The organism is Ferrimonas aestuarii (assembly GCF_005116665.1).
In the GTDB taxonomy this organism is placed as follows: Bacteria; Pseudomonadota; Gammaproteobacteria; order Enterobacterales; family Shewanellaceae; genus Ferrimonas; species Ferrimonas aestuarii.
Window position 1 is genome coordinate 1 of sequence record NZ_SWCJ01000019.1, and the last position, 24,759, is coordinate 24,759.

Sequence of the window (24,759 nt, forward strand, 5' to 3'; positions counted from 1 at the left end):
AAAAGTTTTTTGGAATCCGAAAATTCCGACTCAATGAATTACTGAATTAACTTGTTATAGTCACTCAGTGCAACATTGATATATGAGATATCAATCCTGCGCGAGTGCCCACACAGATTGTCTGATTACATTTTTAAAGAGCGTTGCAACTTGAACCGTGGCTCCCGTTGCTGAGGCTGCGCATTCTACGCTTTCCTCGTTTCCCGTCAACCCTTTTTTTGAGTTTACTTTTTCTTAAAAAGTAGAGACTTAAGTAAAGGATTTTCCGAGTGTCGATGTTTTGCTCAACGTCCGTTTTGGAAACCGCTGTGCCCCGCCGACAGGAAGCGCATTATAGGGAGGTAATTTCTCAGCGCAAGAGATTATTTCAAAATAATGCCCAAGCGTCTTTTTTTTGACCAAAGGTAGGAAAGATTACGTAATTCGTGCTTAGATCACAGGCGAAGAGTCAAAAATCGGCTATTTATGATACATACCTCTACATCTTTGGTAACGAAACGTGGTTTTATTACGAAAACCAATTACCTCACTATGTAGTAACCATATTCGTAAATGATTAAAGGAAGAAGCCATGAGTTCTGTTTTTCACCTTGGTTTAGATAAAGAGATGCTGCAAGGCGCTAATGTTGCAATCGTTCCTGGCGACCCAGAGCGTGTTAAGCGTATTGCTGAGTTAATGGATAACCCAACCCCGCTGGCCAGCACTCGTGAATTTACCAGTTACTTGGGCTTTCTAGATGGTAAGCCAGTTGTCATCTGCTCTACCGGTATCGGTGGTCCTTCTACTTCTATCGCAGTAGAAGAGTTGGCACAGCTGGGTGTGAATACCTTCCTGCGTGTCGGCACTACTGGTGCAATTCAAGACTACGTGAATGTAGGCGACGTGATTGTTACCAGCGGCTCAGTTCGTCTGGACGGCGCTAGCCAGCACTTCGCCCCTCTGGAGTTCCCTGCTGTTGCTGACTTCGCCTGTACCACTGCATTGGTTAACGCAGCAAACGATCTGGGTCACCAGCCTCACGTTGGTGTAACCGCTTCTTCCGATACCTTCTACCCAGGTCAGGAGCGTTACGACACCGTATCTGGTCGCGTAACCCGCCGCTTCCAGGGCTCTATGAAAGAGTGGCAGGAGATGGGCGTTCTGAACTATGAGATGGAATCTGCAACTCTGCTGACCCAGTGTGCCAGCCAGAAGCTGTACGCAGGTTGTGTTGCTGGCGTTATTGTTAACCGTACCCAGCAAGAGATCCCTGACGAAGCCACCATGAAAGCCACCGAGACTTCTGCGGTATCCATCGTAGTTGAAGCGGCGCGCCGTATGGTTGCTGAAAGCTAATCGCATTTTCCCTGCGATATAAAAACGCCGGCAATCGCCGGCGTTTTTTATTGGTGATCTTATCTTGAACGGTTAACCCTGTACGGCCGCTTCAAGACTGGCCTTATGCTCTGCAACCCACTGTTTGTCGATTGGGCCCCAATTGGTTACTCGGTAATGGCCATCATTATGACGCACCCCATCTTCCACAAACTCCAAATCAACTCCTAACCCAGGAAGTGCTTTGATGATGTCTTGCAAGGTTCGCCGCGGCCATCCCAAGGATTTCATCAATTCAGGCACACTGGCTTTTTCATGATGCTCAATGGCATGGAGCAACAACAAACGTCGACTGAACGTCGGATTCAACATAGTGTGTCCTTTTATGCTTTGGCGTATTCAAATACAGCCTAACAAGATTTAATGCTCAAAAAACAGATAGTTTTGCCAGCTCTTCATTCTCAGCAAGATTTTTCGAATAACCGAAACGTGGGTGAAGCTATCGGAGTAAACGGCAATCTCTGCATTGGCACCGTCGGGTAATTGGTACTCGCTAATGTCTTCGAGTAGCTCCACAGTAACGAAAGCTCGGCCCCGCTGATTAAACTGCGCCGTGGTATAGAGTGCACCTTGCGCCTGTACTTGACCCTCACCAATGTTGGGAGTGACCTCTCTAACGCGAGCCTTAAATACTCGGCCAGGGATCGCTTCCATCATCACTTCGGCATCAAAGCCGCCGCGAATGCGCAGTAGCGATTTCTGGTTAAAGGCACCCACAAACATGGAGTCTTTACGATTGATGAACACCATCACGGGACGCAGTGGCAGAGGAACCGCCATCATCCCAGGACGCAGCGCTAACTGAGATACGTAACCATCGGTTGGCGCTCGCACCACGGTTTCCGACAAGTCGTACTCCGCCTGCTGAAGATCCGCTTTGGCAGCTTTAAGATTTGCCTCGGCCGCTAAGTAGAGCTGCTCCTTGGTATCCAGATCTGCTTTAGTAAAAGCGCCACCTTTGGCGTAACCGGCCTTGTATCGCTCAAAATCCCCTTGGGTTCGAACTCGCTCCGCAGTCGCGGTTGCCACCAACGCCTGCTTCTCATCCACCGACTGACGATAGCGAGTGTCATCAATACGGAACAACACATCGCCCTTTTTCATCATCTGGTTGGGCGTTGCCAGCACTTCGGTCACGGTACCTTTTACCGATGGAACAATTGGCGTAGTGATAAATACCTGACGCGCCAATGGCGTAAACGGATGGTTGTAGTTCATCAGCAACATTAGCGCACCGATGATCACCACACCGCCAAGCACCGCAGTAGGAACCGTCCACTTGGTGAGGGGAATCTTAAAGATCTTAAAGATGGCCACGCACAGGGCGGTGTAAGTCAGAATAAGCAGCAGATCCATTAGTGCTCTCCTCCCTGATTCTTAAGTTGTGCCAGCTGTCGCTCGAGTTCTGCGACACGCTGCTCTAAGGCGTGCTCGTCTCGTTCAACCTGTTCCAGCTTTTGCTTTTGCATTCCCCAGCCACGATCCGGGCGATACAGGGTGGCCCAGATCCAAAGAAATGGCCACAAGGCATGCAGGGTAAATAGGCTTACCCAGCCGGTGACATGGATGGCGTCTTGGTGGGGATGGTCGCGCTTTTTGGCGATTTCATAGGGGATATCGTGGATGGCGATAATGCCGTAAAACAGCACTAAACCGACGAAGCAAAGCAGGCCTAACGCCACATAATCTAGAAACATCTGCACTCCTTGCAGGCCTATGGTTTTTTAACCATATCACAAACGGGTGTCATCGCACTTGTGCAGGTGCAAGACCTGAGCTAAATAGCCTTGCCAAAATTTCCGAGACGGTTTAATAAATCTGTCTTGGAACGTCCATAAAACTGTATAACTGCCTCAGCTAAAAAGTGGGCAGCGCAACATTGATTAGATCAGAGAGAATGTTATGAACACAATTGAAGGATTTCAGCCTAGCCCGCGTTTCTTCGATGATACGCATTTTCCCCGCGGCTTCGCTCGCTCAGGGCACTTCAGCATCAGTGAAGTTAGTATTTTAGAGCAGTACGGCCGCCGCCTTAAAGCCCTTGCCGAAGGCAGTGCCCAGCCCTGCAGTGACGCCGAAACGCTGTTTGTGGCCATGGCCAAAGGTCAACGCCCGGCGGAGTCAAAGGTCGAACATGCCTGGACCAAGTACATCGCCAAAAGCCAACGCCGCAAGCTGTTTACCATGAGCTCCAAATGCGCCAGCACCAGCAAAGATGACGAGGATGAAGCCCCCGCAGACAGCGACGACCTCATCGAACTTGACTGAGTTTGCATAAAGAAAAAGCCAGCTGATGCTGGCTTTTCTGTTACTGACGTTAGCAAGGCATCAGATGATGCGCTGGCCTCGAGCAAGCTGACGGCGCAAGTAGGCGATCTGACCTTGGTGGTTAAGATCCTTCGGACAGGTGTCCTGACAGCCAAGTAGCGTCATGCAGCCAAAGGCGCCATCTTCATTGCCGATAATGTGGTAGAAATCTTCGATATCACGGGCATCGCGATCGTCTTTGGCAAAACGGGCGACTTTGTTAAACCCAACGGCTCCTACGAAGGTTTCCCGCATCTGAGCGGTGGCACACGCGGCTACGCAGCAGCCGCACTCAATGCAGCGTTCAGACTCGTAGATCTCATCCGCCAGCTCCGGCTCCATCTTGGCTTCGATGCTGTGCATGTCTTTGGCTTCGCCACTTGGGATCAACCAAGCCTGTACTCGCTCCGACAGTTCGCGCATGAACTTACCGGTGTTCACCGACAGATCGCCAATCAGTTCAAAGCCAGGCAGAGGCATCAAGGTGATGACACCGGATTCGAAGTTCTTAGTCAGAGTTCGGCAAGCCAGAGTTGGAACGCCATCGATCACCATGGCGCAGCTGCCACAGATGCCGGCCCGACAGACAAAATCGAACTGCAGACTTGGATCTTGCTTTTCACGCAATAGGTTTAGCGCAATGAACACCGTCATTCCCGGCGCTTCTTCCAACTGGTACTCCTGAACAAAAGGTTTTTTCTCCGGCACCTGTGGGTCATAACGAAAAATGCGGAAGGTTAACTGGCGACTCATGACTCTTCTCCAAGACGCTGGTTTTTAGGCTGTAGATTGGCTGGCAGTTCATAGCTCATCAACTGCTGCTGACGCTCAAAACGGTTTTCGAACTGCGCATTGGTTTGCTCCACCTGGGCCAAGCGAGCCTCGGTGTCAGGATGAGCGATGGCATTGTCCTCACCATAGCCTCGGTAGCCAGGAGGCAGTTCCATCTCGTTAACGTCGAGCTGTTCGTACTCAAGCTCGATGTCATCATTGCGCCAAAATGCCAGCGAACGCTTAAGCCAATCGCGATCATTACGCTGTGGATAATCTTCACGGGAATGAGCGCCGCGGCTTTCAGTGCGGGCTTCAGCCGCAACCGCCACCGACAGAGCCACTTTGAGCATCTTCTTAATGCGAATCGCCGCCACCAACTCTGGGTTAGCGTGACGTTTCTGGTTGGACACCTTGATGTTCTGCGCTCGCTGATTGAGTTCACGTAGCTCAGAGACTGCCAGTGCCAGTTCATCACCGGTGCGGAAAATCCCCACCTTATCCATCATGATCGCTTCCATCTGCTCTCGCAGTTCAAAGGCACTCTCGCCCTCACTGCGACTGAGCATGGCGTCAATGTCATCGCACTGCTCACCAATTTTGGCTTTGGCCAGTGTCACTTCTCCCATCGGGTATTGCTCACAGGCATCGGCGACGTACTCACCAACGATCATGCCCGCCACCACGGTTTCTGCCAGTGAGTTACCGCCGAGGCGGTTAAAGCCGTGCATGTCCCAACAGGCGGCTTCGCCCACCGAGAACAAGCCTTTGAGGTTCGGGGCTTCGCCTTGCTCGTTGGTGCGAACACCGCCCATGGAGTAGTGCTGAGTCGGGCGCACTGGAATCCACTCTTCGGCGGGGTCGATACCGAGGAAGTACTGACAGATCTCCTGCACTTCACGCAGGTTCTTTTCGATGTGTTCACGACCAAGCAGGGTGATGTCCAGCCACAGATGCGGACCATAAGGGCTATCCACCCCTTTGCCTTTGCGCATGTGTTCCGTCATGCGGCGCGACACCACGTCGCGAGAAGCCAGCTCTTTCTTCTCTGGCTCATAATCCGGCATAAAGCGGTGGCCATCTTTATCACGCAGCAAACCGCCATCACCACGACAGCCTTCAGTCGTCAAAATGCCCACAGGCACAATCGCCGTTGGGTGGAATTGAATCGCTTCTGGGTTACCCAGCGCTACTTTACCGGTTTCCAGAGCGATGCCCTGGCCAGTGCCTTCGCAGATAATGGCGTTGGTAGACACCGACCACAGTCGGCCATAACCGCCGGTCGCAATGGTGGTAGTGCGAGACAAATAGGCGACCAGCTCGCCAGTCACCAGATCTCGAACCACCGCGCCATGACAGCGTTCGCCATCTTCAATGAGGGCAATGGCTTCTTTGCGTTCATGAACCGGAATGCCCAAACTGATGGCTTTGTTATCCATGGCATACAGCATGGAGTGGCCAGTGCCATCGGCGGTGTAGCAGGTGCGCCACTTCTTGGTGCCGCCAAAGTCACGGGCGGTGATCAGGCCGTGCGCTTCTTTGGACTCGGTAATGGTGACAGTTTCAGCATTGACGATCGCCTTGCGATCCCCTTGCTTGACTCGGCTCCATGGCACGCCCCAGGCACTGGCCTGACGTACCGCTTTAGGTGCCACATGGGCAAACATGCGCGCCACTTTCTGATCGCAGCCCCAGTCGGAGCCCTTCACGGTATCTTGAAAGTGAACGTCTTCGTTGTCACCCATGCCTTTAATGCTGTTTCCCAAGCTGGCCTGCATGCCACCTTGGGCTGCAGCCGAGTGAGAACGTTTGGCTGGAATTAACGATAAAATTAGGGTGTCTAAGCCACGTTCTTTACAGGCAATGGCAACCCGCAAGCCAGCCAGCCCACCACCAATCACCAAGGCGTCGGTATAGATTGTTTTCATTATTATGGTTTCCTTTAGTTGGGGCTGTATGGCGTCATAGGCAGCGTCAGTGAGTTGCCGATCACCAACCACGCCACCAAGCTAGTTGCACCGATGATCAGTAACCAAACACCAACACCTAGGGCCACTTTCTGAGTCGATTCGCGATTGAACTTATCGCCAAACCACTTCATGCAAACGCGATACACCCCAATCACGGCGTGCAATACCACAGCGGGCAGCAACAGCAGGTAGAGCCAGCCAAAGCCTTGCTCAACGATGCGATACGCAGATTGATTCGGGCCAATGGCCGTCGGATCAAACAAAATGCCCAGCAGATGCACGGGTACAAGGAAGAACAGTGCAAAGCCGGTGATTAGCTGCACCAGCCACAAGCGCGTATCCAGATGCGGGTAACGCACCGCCTGATTGCGCAGCGCTTGCCACTGTTTATGTTGTTGTGGGAAACGACGGATGGCGGTGATGGCGTGGATCAGCAACAACGCAAACAGCGTCAATGCCACCAACACAGTTAGCCCGGGATAACCGTGCCCAGTTGGGTCAAGAAAACCCGCTTCAAGGAAACGAACAACGGCATAGAAGGCGTCTTTGCCAAACAGGATGCTGGACTCAAAATGGAGATGACAGAACAAAAATGCCGCCAGCGCCATGCCTGACAGCCCTTGCCAGCGGTCTAATCGAGCTGCTCGGCAGCCGCTTACACCTTTCGTGGACATAGTGGAACCTATAGTTATTGTAGGGGTAGAGGAGGTTTGTAAACATAAGGTTGAAAGTTAAAATCGTTAAGGGGCAAAACCGCAACTATTGATCAAGATCAACCTGCAAAATTCACCACCTGAGAGATCAATCACAAAACTCTCGAACCCCAAACGAATTCCAATCAATGGGTTAAGTAAATTAACCAATTGTATCCGCCGCAGGTGCAGCTTAATGCGGAGTCGCTTACAATAATCGCTATTCCTTAAGCTTCACTATTACCGAGCACACTATGCCTTGGATTCAAATCCGCATTAACACCACCGGCGAGCAGGCCGAAACCATTGGCGATCACCTCACCGAAACCGGTGCGGTTTCCGTTACCTTTGTCGACGCTCAGGACACCCCGGTTTTCGAACCACTGCCGGGGGAAACTCGTCTTTGGGGCGACACCGACGTGATAGGCCTGTATGACGCCATCACCGACATGAAGTTGATCGTTAACCTACTGGAAGCTCAGCCCGAACTTGGCCCTGGCTTCACCCATAAGGTGGAAGCTCTGGAAGACAAAGACTGGGAACGCGAGTGGATGGATAACTTCAAGCCGATGCAGTTTGGTAAGCGCTTGTGGATCTGCCCAAGCTGGCACGAAGCTCCTGAGCCGGAAGCGGTGAACGTCCTTCTGGATCCAGGTTTGGCATTCGGCACCGGCACCCACCCAACAACCGCCTTGTGCCTCGAATGGCTAGACAGCCTCGACATGAGCGAAAGCCAAGTAGTTGATTTTGGATGTGGCTCCGGCATCTTGGCGGTGGCAGCTTTAAAGCTAGGCGCCAAACACTGTGTGGGCATTGACATCGACCCACAAGCCCTGACCGCCAGCCGCGACAACGCCGGTCGCAATGGCATCGAAGAGAGCCGTTTCGAACTGTTCCTACCAAAGGATCAGCCTACCGACGTTCAAGCGGATGTACTGATTGCCAACATTCTGGCTGGACCTCTACGCGAACTGGCCCCGGTTATCGCCTCCTTAGTAAAACCCGGTGGTAAACTGGCTCTGTCTGGTCTGCTGCTGGAACAAAATGAGGAGCTGCGCGAAATCTACAGCCAATGGTTTGATCTAGACGACACTGCCACGATGGAAGATTGGTGCCGGATCACAGGCGTTAAGCGATAACGGTCAAATTTTCAGCAAAATAATGGCTTGAGGGAAAGGTGAGTACTCACTCACCTTGACTCGCCTGAATTCATTGGAGGTTAATGGCTGATGTCAAGCAAAAAAATTGCATCTCGGTCATTTATTAACCTTCCCACCACCAACAAAAAAGAGTAATATGCGCTCCCTCGTGAACGACGAGGAGATTATTAATCATGCACATTGGACCCTATCAACTGGATAACCAGCTGATCGTGGCGCCTATGGCAGGCGTTACTGATCTTCCCTTCCGCACCCTGTGCCTGCGTTTAGGCGCCGGTCTTGCGGTGTCAGAGATGTTGTCTTCCAATCCTAAGGTTTGGGATACCGATAAGTCTCGGGCTCGTATGGACCACAGCGGTGAAGATGGTATTCGTTCAGTACAGATTGCTGGCGCAGATCCTGAATTGATGGCTGAGGCCGCCCGCTTTAATGCGGAGCGTGGTGCTCAGATCATCGATATCAACATGGGCTGCCCAGCAAAAAAAGTGAATAAGAAGTTGGCTGGATCCGCGCTGATGCGGGAACCGGATAGAGTGAAACGGATTTTGGATGCCGTGGTGGAAGCCGTCGACATTCCTGTCACTCTGAAGATCCGCACCGGTTGGGATCCAGAGCATCGAAATGGCGTTGATATCGCTCGCATTGCCGAGCAACACGGTATTACGGCACTTGCTGTGCACGGTCGCACGCGACAATGCATGTACAAAGGCAATGCCGAATACGACACCATTGCTGCCATTAAGCAAGCGGTGTCGATACCTGTAATCGCCAATGGCGATATCGACAGTCCGGAGAAAGCGCGTCAAGTTTTGGACGCCACTGGAGCCGATGCGATCATGATTGGTCGTGCTGCTCAAGGGCGCCCTTGGCTGTTTCGAGAAGTTGACCACTTTCTACGTACCGGCACCCACATGGCCGCTCCGAGTCAGGAAGAAATACGGAGCATTATGTTGGAGCATTTGAACACCCTGCACCGTTTTTATGGCGACGAGCGTGGTCTTCGCATCGCCAGAAAACACGTAGGTTGGTATCTGACGCACCAGCAGCAGGATGCCGTACGTCGCGATTTCAATCGCTTAGAAAGTGCAGGACAACAGGTCGAAGCGCTGACGCGTTTTTTTGACCAGGTTTAACAAATTTATTTGAAGAGCAAGGCAGTATGTTTGATCAGCAGAACTCCCATCCAGAAGCCCAACTAACAGTAGGCCAAATCGAGACCCCTAACGGCACCGTTAAGCCTCAGCTGTTACGTGATTCCGTAAAGCGCGCCGTAAGCAACTACTTTGCGCAATTAGACGGTCAGGAAGCTTCTGAAGTGTATGAGATGGTATTGTGCGAAGTGGAGCAGCCTCTGCTGGACATCATCATGCAGTACACTCGCGGCAACCAAACCCGCGCAGCTAACATCATGGGCATCAACCGCGGTACCCTACGTAAGAAGCTGAAGAAGTACGGCATGAACTAAGAGCTCTGCTCTAAAGTGATTTTTCAAAAGCCTTTGAGCACCTTGTTCAAAGGCTTTTTTCGTATTTCCCCCTATACCTACCCCATTTTCCGTCCGCTTAGGTTTACATTTGCAAACCTATTGTCTTTGCCTAATTGACTGCAACCACTGGCGAATTCGTTACAATCTCGGCCCTCACAATTGGAAGTGACGTCACTCAAGTGACCGACAAGGAGAGTTTGCAATGACGGTGTATGCCACACTCTGTACTTTGGCCGCGGTGGCCATGTTGATCGCGTTTATCAACAGTAAAATTGGTCGAATGCAGATGACCATCGCCATTACCGCTGGCGCGCTGATGCTATCACTGTTGATGATTATCGCCGGTAAAGCGCAGTGGTTCTCTCTCAGTGAACGTGCCGCCGATGCCATCGAGCGCATCAATTTTGAAACCTTCCTACTCAATGGCATGCTTGGCTTTCTTCTCTTCGCCGGTGGTCTTGGCATTAAACTGCCAAACCTTAGGGCGCAAAAGTGGGAAATTGCCACGCTGGCGCTGCTGGGCACCTTAGTTTCCACGGCCATTATCGGCATTGCGCTGTGGCTGTTCTTCCAGCTTATCGGCATCGACTTTGCGCTGATCTACTGCCTATTGTTTGGCTCTCTTATCTCACCCACCGACCCCATAGCGGTGCTCGCCATCGTTAAAAAGATGAAGGCTCCCGAACAGATCAGCATTCAAATTGAAGGTGAATCCCTGTTTAACGACGGTTTCGGCTTGGTGCTGTTTGTCACTCTATTCGCCATCGCTTTTACCGGAGCTGAGCCCACCTTCATCGGCATCAGCTCCCTGTTTCTCCATGAAGCCATTGGCGGCATCATCTACGGTCTGGCCATGGGACTATTGTTTCACGGTCTCATCAGTGCCACCGACGATCACTCCATGGAACTGCTACTCACTTTGGGCATACCTACTGGCGGCTACGTGTTGGCCAGTGCCTTGGGCGTCTCTGGCCCACTGGCGATGGTGGTATCGGGCATCTTGATAGGTAACTGGACCCGGCACACCGGCATGTCACCGGAAACCAAAGACCACCTGGATAATTTCTGGGAGTTGGTGGATGAGTTCCTAAACAGCGTGCTATTCCTGCTTATCGGTTTGGTCATGCTGACGTTCTCTTTCCATCAAGAGGACTGGGTGCTAATGGTGGTTGCCATCCCCGTGGTATTAGCTGCCCGCTACCTGAGCGTGAAACTCTGCTATCTCGGCTTTAATCGCTTTCGTCACTACAACCCGATGTCGGTGAAGGTTCTGACATGGGGCGGACTGCGAGGCGGGCTGGCGCTGGCCATGGCGATGTCTATACCTTCCGGTGTCATGGTGGTCGCCAGCAAGGGCATAGACGTCAAAGAGATCATCTTAGTGATGACCTATTCGGTCGTGGTATTTTCCATCTTGGTTCAAGGCTCAACCATTACCCCGCTTCTTAATAAAGCCAACCGACTGGAACCGGAACAAAGCCCTGAATAGCCCCCAGTAACGAACAAGCCACCCGAAGGTGGCTTGTTGTCGTTCTGTGGTTCAATGGTAATCAGGACGCCACTTTTTGCCAGCTCTGATGCCAGCGCATCAGAGCGTCACAGGGTTTGGGCTTACACAGTAAAAACCCTTGCATCAACATATCGGGGTAATGCCGTTCTAGGTAATCCAGATCCGACATCTCTTCGATGCCCTCTGCCACTAAGATGATATCTAATGACTCGGCGATGGTTGCCAGCGAACGCACCACCACCTGACTAAACGAGTCTTGGCTGATGTTATTTATCAAACTGCGGTCTATTTTCACCTCGGTAAACGGAAGCGCTCTTAACTGATGCAAGTTGGTGTAACCGGTGCCAAAATCATCCATAGAGACACCAAAGCCATGAATGCGAAGTCGATTCAGTGCCTCCAACTGCTCGCAACTTTTCAGGGCAAACTCTTCAGTTATCTCAATCACCACTTGCTCAGTCTTAACGCCAAAGCTGGCCAGCAATGCTTCTATCTCCCTGACGTAGTGCACATTGGTAAGCTGACTCGGCGACAGGTTTACACTGAGCTTTAAATCAGAGCCAAATTGACTGCACAGCACAGGAAGATCTTCCAACGCGCGAGTCAGTAACTGTTTCGTCAGTTGATTGATCAAATTGCTATTGATCGCCGTAGGTATGAAGTGCCCAGGCAAAATGGTATCGGTTTTACCCGGCTCTGAGATACGAGCCAACACCTCAATAGAGCTCACCTTGGAATGCTGAGCGGAGACCTTTGGCTGGTAATAGGGGAAGATTCGATGTTCAGACAAGGCTTGCTCAAGCGCTTTTCGCGACATCGGCTTAAAGTGAGTGAAATTGCGCTCTTCCAGCTGCTGCAAACGCACAATGGCATGACGCAGCTTTTCACTGGTTATCGGCTTACTGATGTTGCCGATAAAGCAAACCTTGTGTTTTCTCGCCAACTCCGCCGCCAACTCTAAAACGCGTTGTTCCATCTCTGAAACCAAGCATACGCCCCCTCGATACCCCATCTGCCCCAACTCTCGAATCACATCCATACCATCAAAATCCGGCATGTTCAGATCCGTAAAGACAATTTCAGGTGATTCAGAAGCCTGCTTCAAATACTCCAGTGCTTGCCGAGGCTTTGAAAAACTCATCACTTGATGAAAGCCAAGCTCAGGCAGCAACAGCTCCATGGCCATCAAAATAGCCACAGAGTCATCAATCACAACGGCAACTCGTTTGCCCTTCATTGTTTGCCACTCCCTAGCAATACAACACAGTGGCAATAAGGGTAGTCACTGTATCCAGAGAGTCATTGCCCACAATTACGTAATTTGTCCCATCAATCAAAAACGAACTTCACTCGATAGAATCAAGGCTTGAACGGCAATGACTGAGCCCAAAAATACCGTCTTAGCAGCGCTTTTTGAAAAGCTCAGGCATCAAACCGCTATTAACGGATCGCTGATGACCAACACCACCACTGGCTGGCAGAGCAACGGGGAGATCACTGATTGTTTCTAGCCAAAGCGTCACCTAGTGTAGGTGGGGACACTCTGGCCTGACACCAATGATGACGCCAGACGACTTAACTTTGACACTCAAATGGACTTGATTATGACCAAAGTAAAATTTGCCCTACTCGGCTTAGGGTTAGCCCTCGGCCTATCAAGCGCTCAGGCTCGCATTCCCGCTCCTTGTGACTGCCAAGGGTGGCTGACTGAGCTCAATCGCTGCGAAGCGGGCCAATCCACCAACGTTTCCGATTGTCGCTTCTACTATGACGGCTGGCGTGATTGTCAAACCGACCCTTACTGCGAAAGCCGCTTCTAACAACAAACGGCCCGGGAAGCACATAAGCTCCCCACCTCATTAAGTTTACACTTGTCCCCGGCTCGGTAGGCGGTTCGCCGAGCTGTTCTTTTTTATCCACTCTTTTTGCTGCTAGCTATCACAGCCTACCTAGGTTTGCCGTTATAATAGGCGTCATCTTAATTTTTGGAATCCCGCCATGAGTGCCGAAATTCCTTTGATGGCCGGTTGCGACCACATCGAACTCTATAAAGTGCTTAAAGCCCAAGCGTGGGTTGGCTCAGGCAGTGACGCCAAGCTGATGATTGCCGAAGGTCTGGTTGAGGTAAATGGCGAAATAGAAACTCGCAAACGCCGCAAGCTGATTGTCGGTGATCAGGTAGACTTTAACGGTGAGTCCGTCACCGTTGCTGCCGCTGATGACAACGCCAGCCCAAAACCGAACAAACCCAAAGCGCCGAAGAAGAAGGCTCGCCCTTCGATTCAGTTTTAACATTACGAGTGTCTATTATGAGTTTTCCAAAAGATCCTACCGGTGAGCTGCTAGAGCTAATGCAAGGTGAAGGGATCGACCTGTCCCAGCCTTACATGCTGGACTTCTATGTACTTTTCAATGATGAGCAGCAGGGGCGCTTAGCTGCAGATCGCATCGCCAAAGAGTACCCAGACAGTGGCCTATTCCTGAATCAGGGCGAACAGAACCAATTATGGGAGCTGCGCTTGGTAAAAGAGATGGTGCCTGAACATGGCAGTATCACGGAAATTGAAACCACCCTGCAGGCCCTGAGCAAAAAATTCAAAGGTAAATTGGATGGCTGGGGCATGCTAGAGCCTGAAGACGACGATGTCGATGACGGTTTGGACCATCTACCTGGATAGTAATACCTATAAAAAAACGCGCCAATTAGGCGCGTTTTTTTATCTGGAATGGCAACAGATTAAGCGTCAGTTTTGGGCTTTTTCTTGCCAAAGGGAACATCACCCACATCTTTCAAAACAAAGGCGGTTTTCTTCACCTTTGCGGGCTTAGCTGGCTTCTTACGTAGGGACTTTTTGGCTGGCACTTTATTGGCGCTCTGCTTAGGTTTAGCCGCAGTTTTTGGCTTAAAGCCCTTAAACTTAGCTTCCATTCCCTCGATGGCATCGAAGCTCAGCTTACGACCAAGAAAGCCTTGAAGATCTTCAGCCGCTTTCCAGTCCTTAGGGCCCACGAGGGAGATCGCTTCGCCGGTTGCCCCAGCTCGTCCAGTTCGGCCAACTCGGTGGATGTATTCCTCGGAGTGCTTAGGCAGATCGAAATTAATCACCAATGACACCTGACTGATGTCCAAGCCGCGACTCGCCACATCGGTGGTGATCAACAGCTGCGCTTTGCCCGCAGCAAACTCCTCCATGATGCGATTTCGAGCCGCTTGGTTCAGATCGCCAGACAGCGCTAAGGTAGTAAAGCCTTTGTCCGCCAACAGTGTGGCTAAGCGCTCAGTATCGGCGCGAGTGGCCGTGAACAACATCGCTTGTTTGAACGCTTTGTTCTCAAGCAGATTCAGCAACTGCTCCTGCTTGTGATCCAGATGATCCGACAACATAAAGCTGTGGCTGATATTGTCATGCATCTGATGCTCAGCATCGATACGAACCCGAGCTGGCGCGCTCAGCAGATCTTGGCCAAACTCATTCACCATCGCGCTGTCCAAGGTGGCCGAGAACATCAGCGTCTGGCGACGGCGATGATCGGCTGCCTTATGAATTTTGGTTAGCTGCTCAGCAAAGCCCAGATCCAACATGCGATCGGCCTCATCCAGAATCAGCACCTCTAGTCCCTTCAGCTCCAAGTGACCATGTTCAAGGTGATCCGCTAGGCGCCCGGGGGTGGCAATCACAAACTGCGGATCTTTGTTCAAAGCTTTGCTTTGAACATTAAAATCTTCACCACCAAGGATCAACACGCCCTTGATGTTGGTGCCGGAGATCAAGCTTCTCAACTGACCATACACCTGTTTTGCCAGCTCACGGGTAGGCGACAACACCACCACGCGAGGATCACGTTTAGAAAACGCTTTTTGGCTCATCACCCTTTGCACTGCTGGCAACAGATACGCCAAGGTCTTTCCGGACCCCGTTTTCGAGGAAGCCAATAGATCTTTTCCGGCAATCACTACGGGAATCGCTTGCTGCTGAATATCCGTAGCTCCTTGGAATCCTTGATGATCCATTCGTTCCACTAAGCGCTTATCTAAGCCCAGTTCTTTAAATTGCAAAAGGGGTCTCTCCGACAGTAAATTTGAAAGGCCACAGTATACACTAATCCCGCAACCAATCAGGATTTGATCTGATTCGTGCATCGAGGTAATTGCCCTCCCCTAACGACCGAAAGCGGATCGACCTTGTTTCTCTACCTGAGCACTTCCGAGTACCAAACCAAGCTAAAGGATGTCGCTGTCATGAGGACAATTATTGCCGCCAAAAAGTTGCCACTTAAATTGCCCACTGATTTAAGTAATTAATAAATGTGACGCTTTCACTAGTGGCATTAGTTTTGCCTGACCTGAGTCGACATCTTGACAGCCGTAATCACCACAGGGGATTGTGGTATCGACTCAAATGGAGATGAGAGAGGATTTAGGATGCAGCTTAGCCAAGTAACCGTACTTTACTATGACTATGATCAGCCGCTATTTATGCGCCAAGCCACCATCGAAGCCAATCAGGAAGACAAAGGCTCTCGAGTTCACCTTCCTGGGGAGTTTGAACAGGGAAAGGTGATCATTGCCGTGATTCAAGGCGACGCCAAAATACTGAGCCACGCCGGTGAGCGGGTGCAACATTAAGAGGTGGGGCATGAATGCCCCAACCATTAAAGGCGAGTAACCTTAAATACCAGCTCGTCCAGAGACTCCACTCCGTTTTTAACAAACTTAGGGTTGTCTTCCAGCACCTGATGGCGCACTAAAAGTTCCACATCAAACAGCCCCTCCGATAGTGATTCCACTTCCGCTGCCGAAACGCTAAATGGAGGACCGGCCACCTGAGATTGCGGGTAATCTAAGGTAATCAATAAGCCTTGGGTACCGGAAGGAAGCAGCGATGCCAGATGGCGCCAGTACTGCTGACGCATCTCCGTTGGCAAGGCGATCAGCGCCGCGCGATCGTACACTGCAGCAACGGGGCCTACGGCCGCTTGATCGAGCTGAAAGAAATCCCCCTGCCACAATCGGAACTGCTCACCCACATAACTGGGCAGAGGTTTAGAGGCTTGTGGTTGTAGCGGCAGGTCATTTTCACGAATGAAATCCTGAAGCGCAGTGTCACTGAGCTCCGCCCCCACAATCTCATGGCCTTCGCCAGCCAACCACAGCATGTCTGACGACTTGCCACAAAGGGGAACCAACACGGTACCAGAGTGATGGCCGATCTGCTGCCAATGCTGCTGAAGATAGGGATTAACCTGAGGTTGATGGAACCCAATCAGATTGCGCTCCCACTTATCATGCCAAAAAGAGGCTTCCATATAGTGGCTGTCCATTGATGATTTTCGATGGCCGCCATGGTAGCACTTTTCACTCATTTTGTGATCGAGGTGGCAGTTGCCAAGCTGCCGCCATGATGGGAAACGATCAAATTGGGCGCGGTAAACGCGCCCAAATTAAGTTAAACCGTGAAGAGCAACTTAGCTCCACTCTTGATCCAGTACCTTACGAACCTTCTCAAGCCACTTGCAATTATCACAACTGCAGGCTCGGCGAGACAGGTGCGCCGGCGTCAGTTGAGCTTCCACGTAATCGCAGGCCAAGGTCAGCTCTCGACGAAAATCACGTAAAGGTTTGGCCTCGTTCGCTACTAACTCATCGTTGTGATTCAACCACTTACATTCCATCCCTTGATGGCAGTAGGTGCAACGCTCATCCACAGGGTTATAAAACGCTGCATGCGGACAAAAGCGAACATCCATATTATCCCGCATCTTATTGCGCGGATATTTTAGTAATTCGATAAGTTCGGCGACTTCAGGCACCGCTTCGGTTACGGCCATTAGAAGTACTCCCATGTTAAACTGCTAACCTGATCATCACATAACGGCCTGTAAATCCCTTGATTTAGATCAAAGAAACCTTGGCTTTAATGTGGCGGAAAAGCCAATTAAGTTTTGACCTGATCAGGCATTTGCAAATAGAAGGTTAAAAGCACGGATGCAATATGGGCAAACACGCTGAATTACAGCACTTTTATATCTCTGAGGAGCAATCGGTTTATCTGCTGAAGCAGGACGATGCTCAAAAGCTCAAACAGTGGCTGCGCCTGTGTGAAAAGCAGCTCTACCGTGTCGGCTATCGGCAAATCCGATTCATTGGCAAGGGAATGTATGGGTTTGTGTTTGCCGGTATCGACAGCCAGGGACACCCTCTGGTGTTTAAGTTCTCCCGAATTACTCTGCCAACTCACTTACAAGCCCGTTTAGAGGAGGAAGCTTGGATTCTGGGGAAACTCAATCACAGCAATATCCCGGGGCTTATCCGCTACCAACAGCTAAAACTGCAAGGGATCATGGTGATGGAGTTAGCACCGGGCCGAGACTTGGCACAGCTGTCTCTAAAATGCGGTCCACTGCCGATCAACTGGACCGTTGCCATCGCCAAGCAGCTGGCAGAGCTGCTGCGCTACCTGCGTCACGATCTTGCCCACCCCGTAGTCCACGGCGACATCAAACCCTCAAATCTGGTGTTTGACCCAATCTGCCACAAGCTGTCCTTGATCGATTGGGGCTCGGCGGTGTTTGCCCAATTGGACGCCAGCGGCGAGCCCATCGCCAATCACGGTTTGGGTGTTGGTGCCAAGCCTCTGGCCAGCAACGCTCGCATGGGGGATCTCTACTTCATTGGCGATGAGCAGCTTCAAGGGCAGCGCTCCTCGCCCCGTTTTGACGAACAAGGAGTTGCCGCCACCCTCTACGCACTGGCCTGCGGCGCGCCGAGTCGTTTCAGTCACCAAGCGATTCCCGCCGCCAGCCTGGGTTTACCCAAACCCCTTGCGGACACCTTGGATGCCATGCTCAGTAAGGATGTCCAAAGCCAGCATCAGGCCGGGCAGCACTTCATCAACGAACTGACCAAGCACCCGTGGCACCCCATCACGGCCCAAGCGCCCGCAACGACGTCCAGCTTACCCATCTGGGTGCATCAATACGGCATGGCCATCGATACCGTTGCCTACAGCTCCAGACGATCATTCCTAAAGCAACATCAGCAGCCAACGCCCTACGCCGCCCTTCAGGATCGACAAGCGGATCGCTATTATCGCGACGATCTCATCGGCATGGGAGACACCGAGAAAGCCTTTGTCATCGCGGTCAGTCGCCTCGGGGAGTTTCCAGTGCTTGGGGGGTTGGCGCTTCACTGGCACAACTTTGGGGTGGCCATCGACTCCAGCCTGAATCTATTTGATCCGACATTGAAAGGCCCCTTCACTCACGCCGTAAACAACTTGGTTAAATTGGCGCAAGCTCTGCCCCACAATGGCATTTTTAAAGCCTGCTTTTTTAATGCTCGCAGCACGCTTCATTTAGAGCGAGAAAACGCCAGCGTCGCTTTTGAGGTGCCACTGGGGCTGCCTTTGGATTTTGAGATGGCACCAACTCCAGAGATGGAGAATAAAAGCCGATTGCACAGTTATTTTGAAGATGGTGACGACCCAGATGAGTCCCTGAAGCTGCCGCAACCCATATTAGATGAACTGGCCAAACTCAACGACATTCACCACACCGGCTGCATCATCTTTGAGGTACTAGAGACGCACTTGAAGCTGCACAACTACCTGAGGTTATTAAACACCGACCGAGAGGCCGATTTTCAACAATGTCTCGACCGTATCGTCGGACACATTCCGAAGATTCGCGGGTTAGGGGTGTCTGGCTTTATGAAATTACCCTATAAAAATACCCGTCACTTTGCCTTTAAGGCCCGGCAAGATAAGTGTTATCTGACGCCGCCGAAACGGCGCCTACAACTCACTAAAGACCCAAGATGAAGGTGGCAAATCCAAAATAGATAAGTACCCCAGTGGCATCGACAATGGTGGTAACCAAAGGGCCAGAGGCGGTGGCTGGGTCAAGCTTTACTCGGCTCAAGATAAACGGCAGACACAGGCCAATCAAAGAGCCCGCCACTACTACGGAGATCATCGCTAGGGCCACGACGATGGCAATCTCAAAGCCGCCACGGAATAGCCCAAGGGCAAACACCGCCACCGCCATGGTGATCCCAAGGGCACCGGCCACCATGCATTCTCGACCCAATACCTTGGCCCAGTCCTTCATGGCCACCTCACCGGTGGCCAGAGCCCGAACCATCAGGGCCGCCGACTGAGACCCCGCATTACCGCCACTGCCCACCAGCAGAGGCATAAAGAACACCAGCGCCACGTACTTGGCGATGGTATCTTCAAAATAGGCGATACCGGCACCACTTAACAGGCTGCCGAATACCAACAATACCAACCAAAATACCCGCTTACGATACAACTCCCATCCGCTGACCTGGTTCATGGGCGCATCCAGTTTGGCAACCGAAGCACTCTTCTGAGCATCCTCTGTGGCCTCTTCAACGGCGGCATCCATGGCGTCATCGTAGGTCACAATGCCCACCAGTCGCTGTTCACTGTCCATCACCGGCAGCGCCAACAGATCGTAGTGGCGAATCTTTTTCGTCACCTCTTCCTGATCGTCATCCACCTTGGCGCTCACCACTTCGGTACGCATCAGGTCTTCAATCAGTCGATCGGGGTTGGCCAAGATCAGCTCTCGCAGCGACACCGTTCCTATCAGATGGCGATCACCATCAATCACATAGGTTTGGTAGATGGTCTCTTTATCCGGCGCTTCCAGACGCAGACGTTTCAGAGCCTTGCGCACCTCCCAATGGCCGCGCAGCGTAGCATAGTCTGAGGTCATTAGCGCGCCCGCAGTCTCTTCCGGATAGCTGGCCAATCGGCGCACGTCTTCGCGCTCGGCCTGGGCCAAGCCGGGTAGCAGGGCATGCTGATCTTCTTTGCTCAGGCGATTAAACAGATCGGCCCGTTCGTCGGCTTCCATCTGAGAAAACAGCGCTGCCAGATCATTACGGGTCATCACCCGAGCGATCTCAGCTTGGGCATTAGGTTCAAGATAACCAAACAGGTTGGCGTGATCGGGCAAGGACAACAACGACATGAATCGCACGGCTTGTTCAGCAGTGAACTCATGAATCGCTTGCGCAATGTCTGCGGCGTGGGCAATCTCTAAAGTGGCGCGTGCGGCTTGCTTATCGCCCGCAACAACGGCCTGCTCCAAAGTCGCAAAAAGGGTGGCTTTTTGCATGCTTCGTCTCCAATGTCGTCGGCGAAGCTGATGGAGGCAAAAGGCTTATCGCTGAGTGGCTTCGACGACGGTAAATCTAGTGTACGTTATGAGGTTCGTTTCGTCCCGCCTGGGACTACTCGGGTTGGGGTCCATATGAGATTACTCAATAAATTAGGCGCGCCGATTGTAGGTTTAAAACCCAACGACATCAAGAAAATAGACCGACTAAAATCGGTTGATTCCAACTCCCCTTCATTTGGCTGTATCGCAATGGCTCTCAGCCTAGCGTAACTCTCGAGTCAGCCAGCCATGAATTAGCTGTAACAACTGCTCGTTGCCGGAACGACTCTGGTAGCTAAGGTAATGTTTTACTTGACGATAATTGTTCTTATTGGCACGTTTTGCTTGCTGGCGACGCAGCAATCTGTCGGCTCTGGCCAGTGGATGATCCCAATCGGAAACCACCTCCAAAACTGGACAGGAAAACTGAGTGATAAATTCCGCCAAGCTTTGACCATTACGCTGATAGCCACCAATCAGAATGATGGCCTTGGGCATGGAAATGCGGTCTTGCTCCAGTAGGTCTTTGACTTGGGTGACGCTGTCTCCTTGCAGAAACCAGATCGAATCGCCGTTGAGCATCTGTTGCTCTTCTTCATTCAGCGTCGATAAGTCCAGTACCTGCCAACCGTAATCCGGCAGTTTTTGCTGCAGCTGTTCCGTCAGTGTGGGGTAAGTCTGAACACCACGGCTAATGGCAGCCACCTCCCCTAAGGTGCCCGGTTCATTGCTCGGATAAACCGTTGCCGCCCAGCTAAGGGGAGACAAACACAGCAGTAACAGCAATCTGATTAACATAGCGCCTTGAGGTATCAACAACAGTCGGCGACAGGGTAAGAAAATGTCTGAACCCTTGTCAAAGGGTCGATAAACAAACAGGGTGCTTGTCAAAGCCAAAGGGAGCTTTAAAATAACCATAGTGCGAGTCGATAAATTGGAATCGCCATCCCCCTAAGTTTGCTGACAAAAGGTCGCCCTATGAACAAATTCAGCGACGGAATTGCCGGCTGGCAACACCGTTTTCGCATCATCAAGCCTTCAGGATCGGGCTTGATCCTTCTGCTGTTGATGGTGCCGCTGCTGCTACTGATGTTGCCGTTAGTCTTGATTCTAAGCCTGTTGTTCTGGGCTCTGAATACCGCATGGCGTTATCAGCGCCCTGGCCGCACCCAATCCATGCGACCGACAGACAAAACGGATGGGGTGATCATTGAAGGGGAAGTGCTGGACTCCAAAAGCGAGTGATTCCACACAACCAACGAACCATAAAAATGGCGACCCTAGGGTCGCCATTTTTGCATTTCATTACGCTTACTCAGGAGTCACTACGATAAATCGTACTGCATCCAACTCCAATTGAGCTCGCTCTAAGTGAGCGCTGACCATGGAGATCTGTTCACGAATGGCATCCAGCTCAGAATCACGAATGTTCGGATTCACCGCTTTTAAGGCCTGAAGGCGTGCCAACTCACCACCAAGTTGCTGCTCCATCTCGGCTTTCGCCTGTGCCACGATGGCATCTCGCTGAGCCATGGCGACGTCATCACCCTGCTTCAGCAATGGGTGCAGCACGCTCTGGCTGGCATTCACCAACTTGCTGGCAGTATGACGGTTTACCGGCATCAACTGGCGGTTGAAACTATCGAAGGTGACGTTTGGCGCCAGATCCTTACCGGTCTTATCCATCAGCACTCGTACTGTGGTTGGCGGCAGGAAACGGCCCATCTGCACTTCCGCAGGTGCCAGCGCCTCAACGATGAAGATCATCTCAAGGAACATGGTGCCCGCAGGCAGCGCCTTATTCTTGAGTAGTGCGACCGAGGTGCTACCAGTATCGCCGCTGGTGATGAGGTCGATACCAGAGCTGACCAGCGGATGCGCTGGTGTCATGAACTGGAAATCTTCGCGGGACAGTGCGGTGCCGCGATCGAAGGTCACCGAGGCACCCTCTTCCGAAAGTCCTGGGTAGCTTGGGAACAGCATGTGCTCCGTTGGCTTAAGCACCACGGCGTTCTCGCCTTTGTCCTCTTGAGACACTCCAATTACGTCCCACAACTTCAGCATGAAACTGATGAAATCGGTGTCGTCATCGGCTTGCTCAAGCTCGGCAACCAGCTTATCTGCAGCCGCGCCGCCATTGGAGTTGATCTCCAGCAGCTTGTCACGGCCAGCTTCCGCTTTGGCGGTGTGCTCTGCATTGCGGGCTGCGGTCTCTTCGATGATTGCGTCTAGCTCACCCTCTTCCGCTTCACCAGCCAGCACAGTACGAATGCGCTCGCCAAACTCAGCGTGTAGCAGGTGACCCGATGGGCAGGTATCGGTGAAGGCGTTCATGCCATCGTGATACCAGCGCAGCAGCGGCTGCTGAGCGGTGTCTTCCAGAACCGGTACGTGAATCTGTACGGTTTGAGTCTGGCCAATACGGTCCAAACGACCAATTCGCTGCTCCAGCAGATCCGGATTCATCGGCAGATCGAACATGATCAGGTGATGGGCAAACTGGAAGTTACGACCTTCAGAACCGATCTCAGAACAGATCAGTACCTGAGCGCCGCCCTCTTGCTGAGCAAAGAATGCCGCCGCTTTGTCACGCTCCAGAATCGACATGCCCTCGTGGAACACCGATGCCAGAATGCCTTCGCGGGTGCGCAGCGCCTCTTCCAATTGCAGTGCGGTGTGAGCCTTAGAGGCGATCACCAACACCTTCTTACTGCGATGGGATTTTAAGAACTCCATCATCCAGTTCACCCGAGGGTCGAACTGCCACCAACTGGCGTTGCCGCTCTCACCTTCAAACTCTTGGTAGAGGTTTTCTGGGTAAAGCTGGTTCATCAGCTTCACATCTTGATTCTTACTGGTGCCCAGCATCGCATTTACGCGCATGGCAGTCGCGTACTGCTTCGGCATCGGCATCGGATAGGTGTTGAGTTCTCGGCCACAGAAACCGGACACACCGCTGCGGGTATTACGGAACAGCACTCGACCGGTGCCGTGGCGATCCAACAGCTCTTTCACCAAGGCCTGACAAGCAGCACTGCGAGCGTCGCTGTCATCGGCTTGAATATGAGCCAACTCGTTGCTGATGTCGCTCTCTGATAACAGCTCAGTCAGCGCCGTTTGCTCCTCACCACTGAGGCTACGCTCGGCCAGCAACGCATCGGCAGCAGCAGCCACACGTTGGTAGCTCTGCTCCTCTTCGAGGAAGGCGTTGTAATCGTAGAAACGGTCTGGGTCCAGCAGACGCAGACGGGCAAAGTGGCTCTGGTGGCCCAACTGATCCGGAGTCGCCGTTAGCAGCAATACCCCAGGAATCTCTTCCGCCAGTCCTTCAACCACCTGATAAGCACGACTTGGCGCATCTTCGCTCCACTCTAAGTGATGGGCTTCGTCCACCACCAGCAGATCCCAAGGGGCTTCTACCGCTTGCTCATAACGGCGCTTTTTACGCAGCAGATCCAGCGAGCAGATCACCAACTGTTCCGTCTCAAACGGATTATCACAATCGGCTAAGGCTTCGATGCAGCGCTCTTCATCGAACAGAGAGAAGCGCAGATTGAAGCGGCGCAGCATCTCAACCAACCACTGATGCTGCAGCGTTTCCGGCACCAGAATTAGGATGCGCTCCGCTTTGCCTGACAACAGCTGTTGGTGAATGATGTGACCGGCTTCGATGGTTTTCCCTAGGCCCACTTCGTCCGCCAGCAATACTCGCGGCGCATGGCGGTTACCCACCTCGTTCGCGATGTACAACTGGTGCGGAATCAATCCGGCACGAGGGCCCTGCAGGGCGCGCAGGGGATTTTTCTGCATGGCAAAACGCTGACGCTGACTTAGGAAGCGCGTAACGAAATACTCCATGCGATCAATTTGACCGGCAAACAAACGGTCTTGCGGCTTATTAAAACGGATCTGATGGTCCAGCATGGTTTCACGCAATATGCCCACCTCATTGGTGTCACTGCGTAGGCCTTCGTAGCTGACCAAACCGTCATTTTCATGAATCGATTCCACTTCCAAGGTCCAACCTTCATGGCTGGTGATGGTATCTCCTTGGTTGAAAATCACTCGGGTGAGCGGGGCGTCTTCGCGGGCGAAGAGGCGATTATCCCCAGTTGCAGGGAAAAGTACGGACACCATGCGGCCTTCAATGGCTACCACAGTCCCCAATCCAAGGTCAGATTCAGCATCGCTAATCCAACGTTGTCCGAGAGCAAAAGACATCGATTCAACGACTCCTAAATTCGGCAAGACGGCTCAAAAGGGGGCGTATATTACCGGAACTGACTCCTTGATTCACCC

General features: G+C 52.0%; 24 protein-coding genes and 1 pseudogene. 12 read left to right on the plus strand and 13 right to left on the minus strand.

Annotated elements, in window-relative coordinates; all coding sequences use genetic code 11:
* Window positions 1–571 precede the first annotated feature (571 nt).
* Window positions 572–1,336, plus strand: a complete 765-nt coding sequence (gene udp, locus FCL42_RS17965) for a uridine phosphorylase (protein ID WP_136864817.1) — start codon at window positions 572–574, stop codon at window positions 1,334–1,336.
* 72 nt (window positions 1,337–1,408) lie between these two features.
* Here udp and FCL42_RS17970 read toward each other — a convergent pair whose 3' ends face one another.
* Genes FCL42_RS17970 through FCL42_RS17980 form a run of 3 tightly spaced genes read right to left on the minus strand, consistent with a single transcriptional unit; the run spans window position 1,409 to window position 3,072 of the window.
* On the minus strand, window positions 1,409–1,687 hold the full coding sequence (locus FCL42_RS17970; protein WP_136864818.1) for a helix-turn-helix domain-containing protein: 279 nt from the start codon (window positions 1,685–1,687) through the stop codon (window positions 1,409–1,411).
* 48 nt (window positions 1,688–1,735) lie between these two features.
* A complete protein-coding gene (locus tag FCL42_RS17975; protein ID WP_136864819.1) occupies window positions 1,736–2,731 on the minus strand; it encodes an efflux RND transporter periplasmic adaptor subunit in 996 nt (331 codons plus the stop codon).
* Window positions 2,731–3,072, minus strand: coding sequence for a DUF3302 domain-containing protein (locus FCL42_RS17980; RefSeq protein ID WP_136864820.1), 342 nt, complete (start codon window positions 3,070–3,072; stop codon window positions 2,731–2,733). The genes FCL42_RS17975 and FCL42_RS17980 overlap by 1 nt, the downstream gene beginning before the upstream one ends.
* 205 nt (window positions 3,073–3,277) lie before the next feature.
* Between FCL42_RS17980 and maoP the strand changes: the two genes are divergently transcribed.
* Window positions 3,278–3,643 carry a DUF413 domain-containing protein gene (maoP, locus tag FCL42_RS17985; RefSeq protein WP_136864821.1) on the plus strand — a complete coding sequence of 122 codons (366 nt, stop codon included), beginning with the start codon at window positions 3,278–3,280 and terminating at the stop codon, window positions 3,641–3,643.
* 60 nt (window positions 3,644–3,703) lie between these two features.
* On the opposite strand, the gene FCL42_RS17990 is transcribed toward maoP, so the two are convergent.
* The 3 genes from FCL42_RS17990 to FCL42_RS18000 are packed head-to-tail and all read right to left on the minus strand — an operon-like array spanning window position 3,704 to window position 7,097.
* Entirely contained in the window at window positions 3,704–4,435 is a 732-nt protein-coding gene (locus tag FCL42_RS17990) for a fumarate reductase iron-sulfur subunit (RefSeq protein WP_136864822.1), read from the minus strand.
* Window positions 4,432–6,381: a fumarate reductase flavoprotein subunit gene (locus FCL42_RS17995; protein ID WP_136864823.1), complete on the minus strand. Its 1,950-nt coding sequence runs from the start codon at window positions 6,379–6,381 to the stop codon at window positions 4,432–4,434. Before FCL42_RS17995 ends, FCL42_RS17990 begins: the two co-directional genes overlap by 4 nt.
* A gap of 14 nt (window positions 6,382–6,395) precedes the next feature.
* Window positions 6,396–7,097 (minus strand): fumarate reductase cytochrome b subunit, encoded by a 702-nt coding sequence (locus tag FCL42_RS18000; RefSeq protein ID WP_136864824.1) that lies wholly within the window; start codon window positions 7,095–7,097, stop codon window positions 6,396–6,398.
* A gap of 272 nt (window positions 7,098–7,369) precedes the next feature.
* Here FCL42_RS18000 and prmA point away from each other — a divergent pair, with 272 nt between their 5' ends.
* The 4 genes from prmA to FCL42_RS18020 all read left to right on the plus strand — a co-directional run bounded on the left by prmA (window position 7,370) and on the right by FCL42_RS18020 (window position 11,250).
* Window positions 7,370–8,254 carry a 50S ribosomal protein L11 methyltransferase gene (prmA, locus tag FCL42_RS18005; protein ID WP_136864825.1) on the plus strand — a complete coding sequence of 295 codons (885 nt, stop codon included), beginning with the start codon at window positions 7,370–7,372 and terminating at the stop codon, window positions 8,252–8,254.
* A gap of 194 nt (window positions 8,255–8,448) precedes the next feature.
* Window positions 8,449–9,408, plus strand: coding sequence for a tRNA dihydrouridine synthase DusB (gene dusB, locus FCL42_RS18010; RefSeq protein WP_136864826.1), 960 nt, complete (start codon window positions 8,449–8,451; stop codon window positions 9,406–9,408).
* A gap of 26 nt (window positions 9,409–9,434) precedes the next feature.
* On the plus strand, window positions 9,435–9,740 hold the full coding sequence (gene fis, locus FCL42_RS18015; RefSeq protein ID WP_028109733.1) for a DNA-binding transcriptional regulator Fis: 306 nt from the start codon (window positions 9,435–9,437) through the stop codon (window positions 9,738–9,740).
* A 223-nt stretch (window positions 9,741–9,963) separates the two neighbouring features.
* Window positions 9,964–11,250 (plus strand): cation:proton antiporter, encoded by a 1,287-nt coding sequence (locus tag FCL42_RS18020; protein WP_136864827.1) that lies wholly within the window; start codon window positions 9,964–9,966, stop codon window positions 11,248–11,250.
* A gap of 61 nt (window positions 11,251–11,311) precedes the next feature.
* Here FCL42_RS18020 and FCL42_RS18025 read toward each other — a convergent pair whose 3' ends face one another.
* Window positions 11,312–12,508 carry an EAL domain-containing response regulator gene (locus FCL42_RS18025; RefSeq protein WP_136864828.1) on the minus strand — a complete coding sequence of 399 codons (1,197 nt, stop codon included), beginning with the start codon at window positions 12,506–12,508 and terminating at the stop codon, window positions 11,312–11,314.
* A gap of 367 nt (window positions 12,509–12,875) precedes the next feature.
* On the opposite strand from FCL42_RS18025, the gene FCL42_RS18030 reads away from it, so the two are divergent.
* The 3 genes and pseudogenes from FCL42_RS18030 (at window position 12,876) to FCL42_RS18040 (ending at window position 13,949) form a co-directional block, all read left to right on the plus strand.
* The gene (locus FCL42_RS18030; protein ID WP_136864829.1) at window positions 12,876–13,091 is read left to right on the plus strand and encodes a hypothetical protein; all 216 of its coding nucleotides are present in this window, start codon (window positions 12,876–12,878) and stop codon (window positions 13,089–13,091) included.
* Between the two features lie 178 nt (window positions 13,092–13,269).
* Window positions 13,270–13,491: pseudogene (locus FCL42_RS18035) on the plus strand (RNA-binding S4 domain-containing protein); the annotation flags it as partial.
* An 89-nt stretch (window positions 13,492–13,580) separates the two neighbouring features.
* Complete coding sequence (locus FCL42_RS18040) at window positions 13,581–13,949, plus strand: ribonuclease E inhibitor RraB (protein ID WP_136864831.1); 369 nt, start codon at window positions 13,581–13,583, stop codon at window positions 13,947–13,949.
* A 59-nt stretch (window positions 13,950–14,008) separates the two neighbouring features.
* Here FCL42_RS18040 and FCL42_RS18045 read toward each other — a convergent pair whose 3' ends face one another.
* Entirely contained in the window at window positions 14,009–15,328 is a 1,320-nt protein-coding gene (locus FCL42_RS18045) for a DEAD/DEAH box helicase (protein WP_136864832.1), read from the minus strand.
* 366 nt (window positions 15,329–15,694) lie between these two features.
* Here FCL42_RS18045 and FCL42_RS18050 point away from each other — a divergent pair, with 366 nt between their 5' ends.
* Complete coding sequence (locus tag FCL42_RS18050) at window positions 15,695–15,898, plus strand: DUF2375 family protein (RefSeq protein WP_136864833.1); 204 nt, start codon at window positions 15,695–15,697, stop codon at window positions 15,896–15,898.
* A 26-nt stretch (window positions 15,899–15,924) separates the two neighbouring features.
* Here the strand turns inward: FCL42_RS18050 and FCL42_RS18055 are convergent, their stop codons facing one another.
* Window positions 15,925–16,578 carry a thiopurine S-methyltransferase gene (locus FCL42_RS18055; RefSeq protein WP_136864834.1) on the minus strand — a complete coding sequence of 218 codons (654 nt, stop codon included), beginning with the start codon at window positions 16,576–16,578 and terminating at the stop codon, window positions 15,925–15,927.
* Between the two features lie 159 nt (window positions 16,579–16,737).
* A complete protein-coding gene (locus FCL42_RS18060; protein WP_136864835.1) occupies window positions 16,738–17,100 on the minus strand; it encodes a hypothetical protein in 363 nt (120 codons plus the stop codon).
* Window positions 17,101–17,264: 164 nt separating this feature from the next.
* Between FCL42_RS18060 and FCL42_RS18065 the strand changes: the two genes are divergently transcribed.
* Window positions 17,265–19,091: a protein kinase domain-containing protein gene (locus FCL42_RS18065; protein ID WP_136864836.1), complete on the plus strand. Its 1,827-nt coding sequence runs from the start codon at window positions 17,265–17,267 to the stop codon at window positions 19,089–19,091.
* Here the strand turns inward: FCL42_RS18065 and mgtE are convergent.
* Together mgtE and FCL42_RS18075 are read right to left on the minus strand one after the other, a co-directional pair.
* On the minus strand, window positions 19,075–20,418 hold the full coding sequence (gene mgtE, locus FCL42_RS18070) for a magnesium transporter (protein WP_136864837.1): 1,344 nt from the start codon (window positions 20,416–20,418) through the stop codon (window positions 19,075–19,077). The genes FCL42_RS18065 and mgtE overlap by 17 nt on opposite strands.
* Before the next feature lie 264 nt (window positions 20,419–20,682).
* On the minus strand, window positions 20,683–21,258 hold the full coding sequence (locus FCL42_RS18075) for a DUF3530 family protein (protein WP_169308447.1): 576 nt from the start codon (window positions 21,256–21,258) through the stop codon (window positions 20,683–20,685).
* Between the two features lie 180 nt (window positions 21,259–21,438).
* Here FCL42_RS18075 and FCL42_RS18080 point away from each other — a divergent pair, with 180 nt between their 5' ends.
* Window positions 21,439–21,705 (plus strand): hypothetical protein, encoded by a 267-nt coding sequence (locus FCL42_RS18080; protein ID WP_136864839.1) that lies wholly within the window; start codon window positions 21,439–21,441, stop codon window positions 21,703–21,705.
* Between the two features lie 66 nt (window positions 21,706–21,771).
* On the opposite strand, the gene rapA is transcribed toward FCL42_RS18080, so the two are convergent.
* Window positions 21,772–24,681: an RNA polymerase-associated protein RapA gene (rapA, locus tag FCL42_RS18085; RefSeq protein ID WP_136864840.1), complete on the minus strand. Its 2,910-nt coding sequence runs from the start codon at window positions 24,679–24,681 to the stop codon at window positions 21,772–21,774.
* Between the last annotated feature and the right edge of the window lie 78 nt (window positions 24,682–24,759).

Coding starts and splice junctions, on each gene's coding strand:
- maoP (WP_136864821.1), top strand. CDS start 3,278: ATGAACACAATTGAAGGATTTCAGCCTAGCCCGCGTTTCTTCGATGAT.
- dusB (WP_136864826.1), top strand. CDS start 8,449: ATGCACATTGGACCCTATCAACTGGATAACCAGCTGATCGTGGCGCCT.
- FCL42_RS18075 (WP_169308447.1), bottom strand. CDS start 21,258: ATGTTAATCAGATTGCTGTTACTGCTGTGTTTGTCTCCCCTTAGCTGG.
- FCL42_RS18060 (WP_136864835.1), bottom strand. CDS start 17,100: ATGGCCGTAACCGAAGCGGTGCCTGAAGTCGCCGAACTTATCGAATTA.
- FCL42_RS18080 (WP_136864839.1), top strand. CDS start 21,439: ATGAACAAATTCAGCGACGGAATTGCCGGCTGGCAACACCGTTTTCGC.
- FCL42_RS18050 (WP_136864833.1), top strand. CDS start 15,695: ATGCAGCTTAGCCAAGTAACCGTACTTTACTATGACTATGATCAGCCG.
- FCL42_RS18000 (WP_136864824.1), bottom strand. CDS start 7,097: ATGTCCACGAAAGGTGTAAGCGGCTGCCGAGCAGCTCGATTAGACCGC.
- fis (WP_028109733.1), top strand. CDS start 9,435: ATGTTTGATCAGCAGAACTCCCATCCAGAAGCCCAACTAACAGTAGGC.
- FCL42_RS18065 (WP_136864836.1), top strand. CDS start 17,265: ATGGGCAAACACGCTGAATTACAGCACTTTTATATCTCTGAGGAGCAA.
- udp (WP_136864817.1), top strand. CDS start 572: ATGAGTTCTGTTTTTCACCTTGGTTTAGATAAAGAGATGCTGCAAGGC.
- FCL42_RS18020 (WP_136864827.1), top strand. CDS start 9,964: ATGACGGTGTATGCCACACTCTGTACTTTGGCCGCGGTGGCCATGTTG.
- FCL42_RS17990 (WP_136864822.1), bottom strand. CDS start 4,435: ATGAGTCGCCAGTTAACCTTCCGCATTTTTCGTTATGACCCACAGGTG.
- FCL42_RS17995 (WP_136864823.1), bottom strand. CDS start 6,381: ATGAAAACAATCTATACCGACGCCTTGGTGATTGGTGGTGGGCTGGCT.
- FCL42_RS17970 (WP_136864818.1), bottom strand. CDS start 1,687: ATGTTGAATCCGACGTTCAGTCGACGTTTGTTGTTGCTCCATGCCATT.
- FCL42_RS18025 (WP_136864828.1), bottom strand. CDS start 12,508: ATGAAGGGCAAACGAGTTGCCGTTGTGATTGATGACTCTGTGGCTATT.
- prmA (WP_136864825.1), top strand. CDS start 7,370: ATGCCTTGGATTCAAATCCGCATTAACACCACCGGCGAGCAGGCCGAA.
- FCL42_RS18030 (WP_136864829.1), top strand. CDS start 12,876: ATGACCAAAGTAAAATTTGCCCTACTCGGCTTAGGGTTAGCCCTCGGC.
- FCL42_RS17980 (WP_136864820.1), bottom strand. CDS start 3,072: ATGTTTCTAGATTATGTGGCGTTAGGCCTGCTTTGCTTCGTCGGTTTA.
- mgtE (WP_136864837.1), bottom strand. CDS start 20,418: ATGCAAAAAGCCACCCTTTTTGCGACTTTGGAGCAGGCCGTTGTTGCG.
- FCL42_RS17975 (WP_136864819.1), bottom strand. CDS start 2,731: ATGGATCTGCTGCTTATTCTGACTTACACCGCCCTGTGCGTGGCCATC.
- rapA (WP_136864840.1), bottom strand. CDS start 24,681: ATGTCTTTTGCTCTCGGACAACGTTGGATTAGCGATGCTGAATCTGAC.
- FCL42_RS18055 (WP_136864834.1), bottom strand. CDS start 16,578: ATGGAAGCCTCTTTTTGGCATGATAAGTGGGAGCGCAATCTGATTGGG.
- FCL42_RS18040 (WP_136864831.1), top strand. CDS start 13,581: ATGAGTTTTCCAAAAGATCCTACCGGTGAGCTGCTAGAGCTAATGCAA.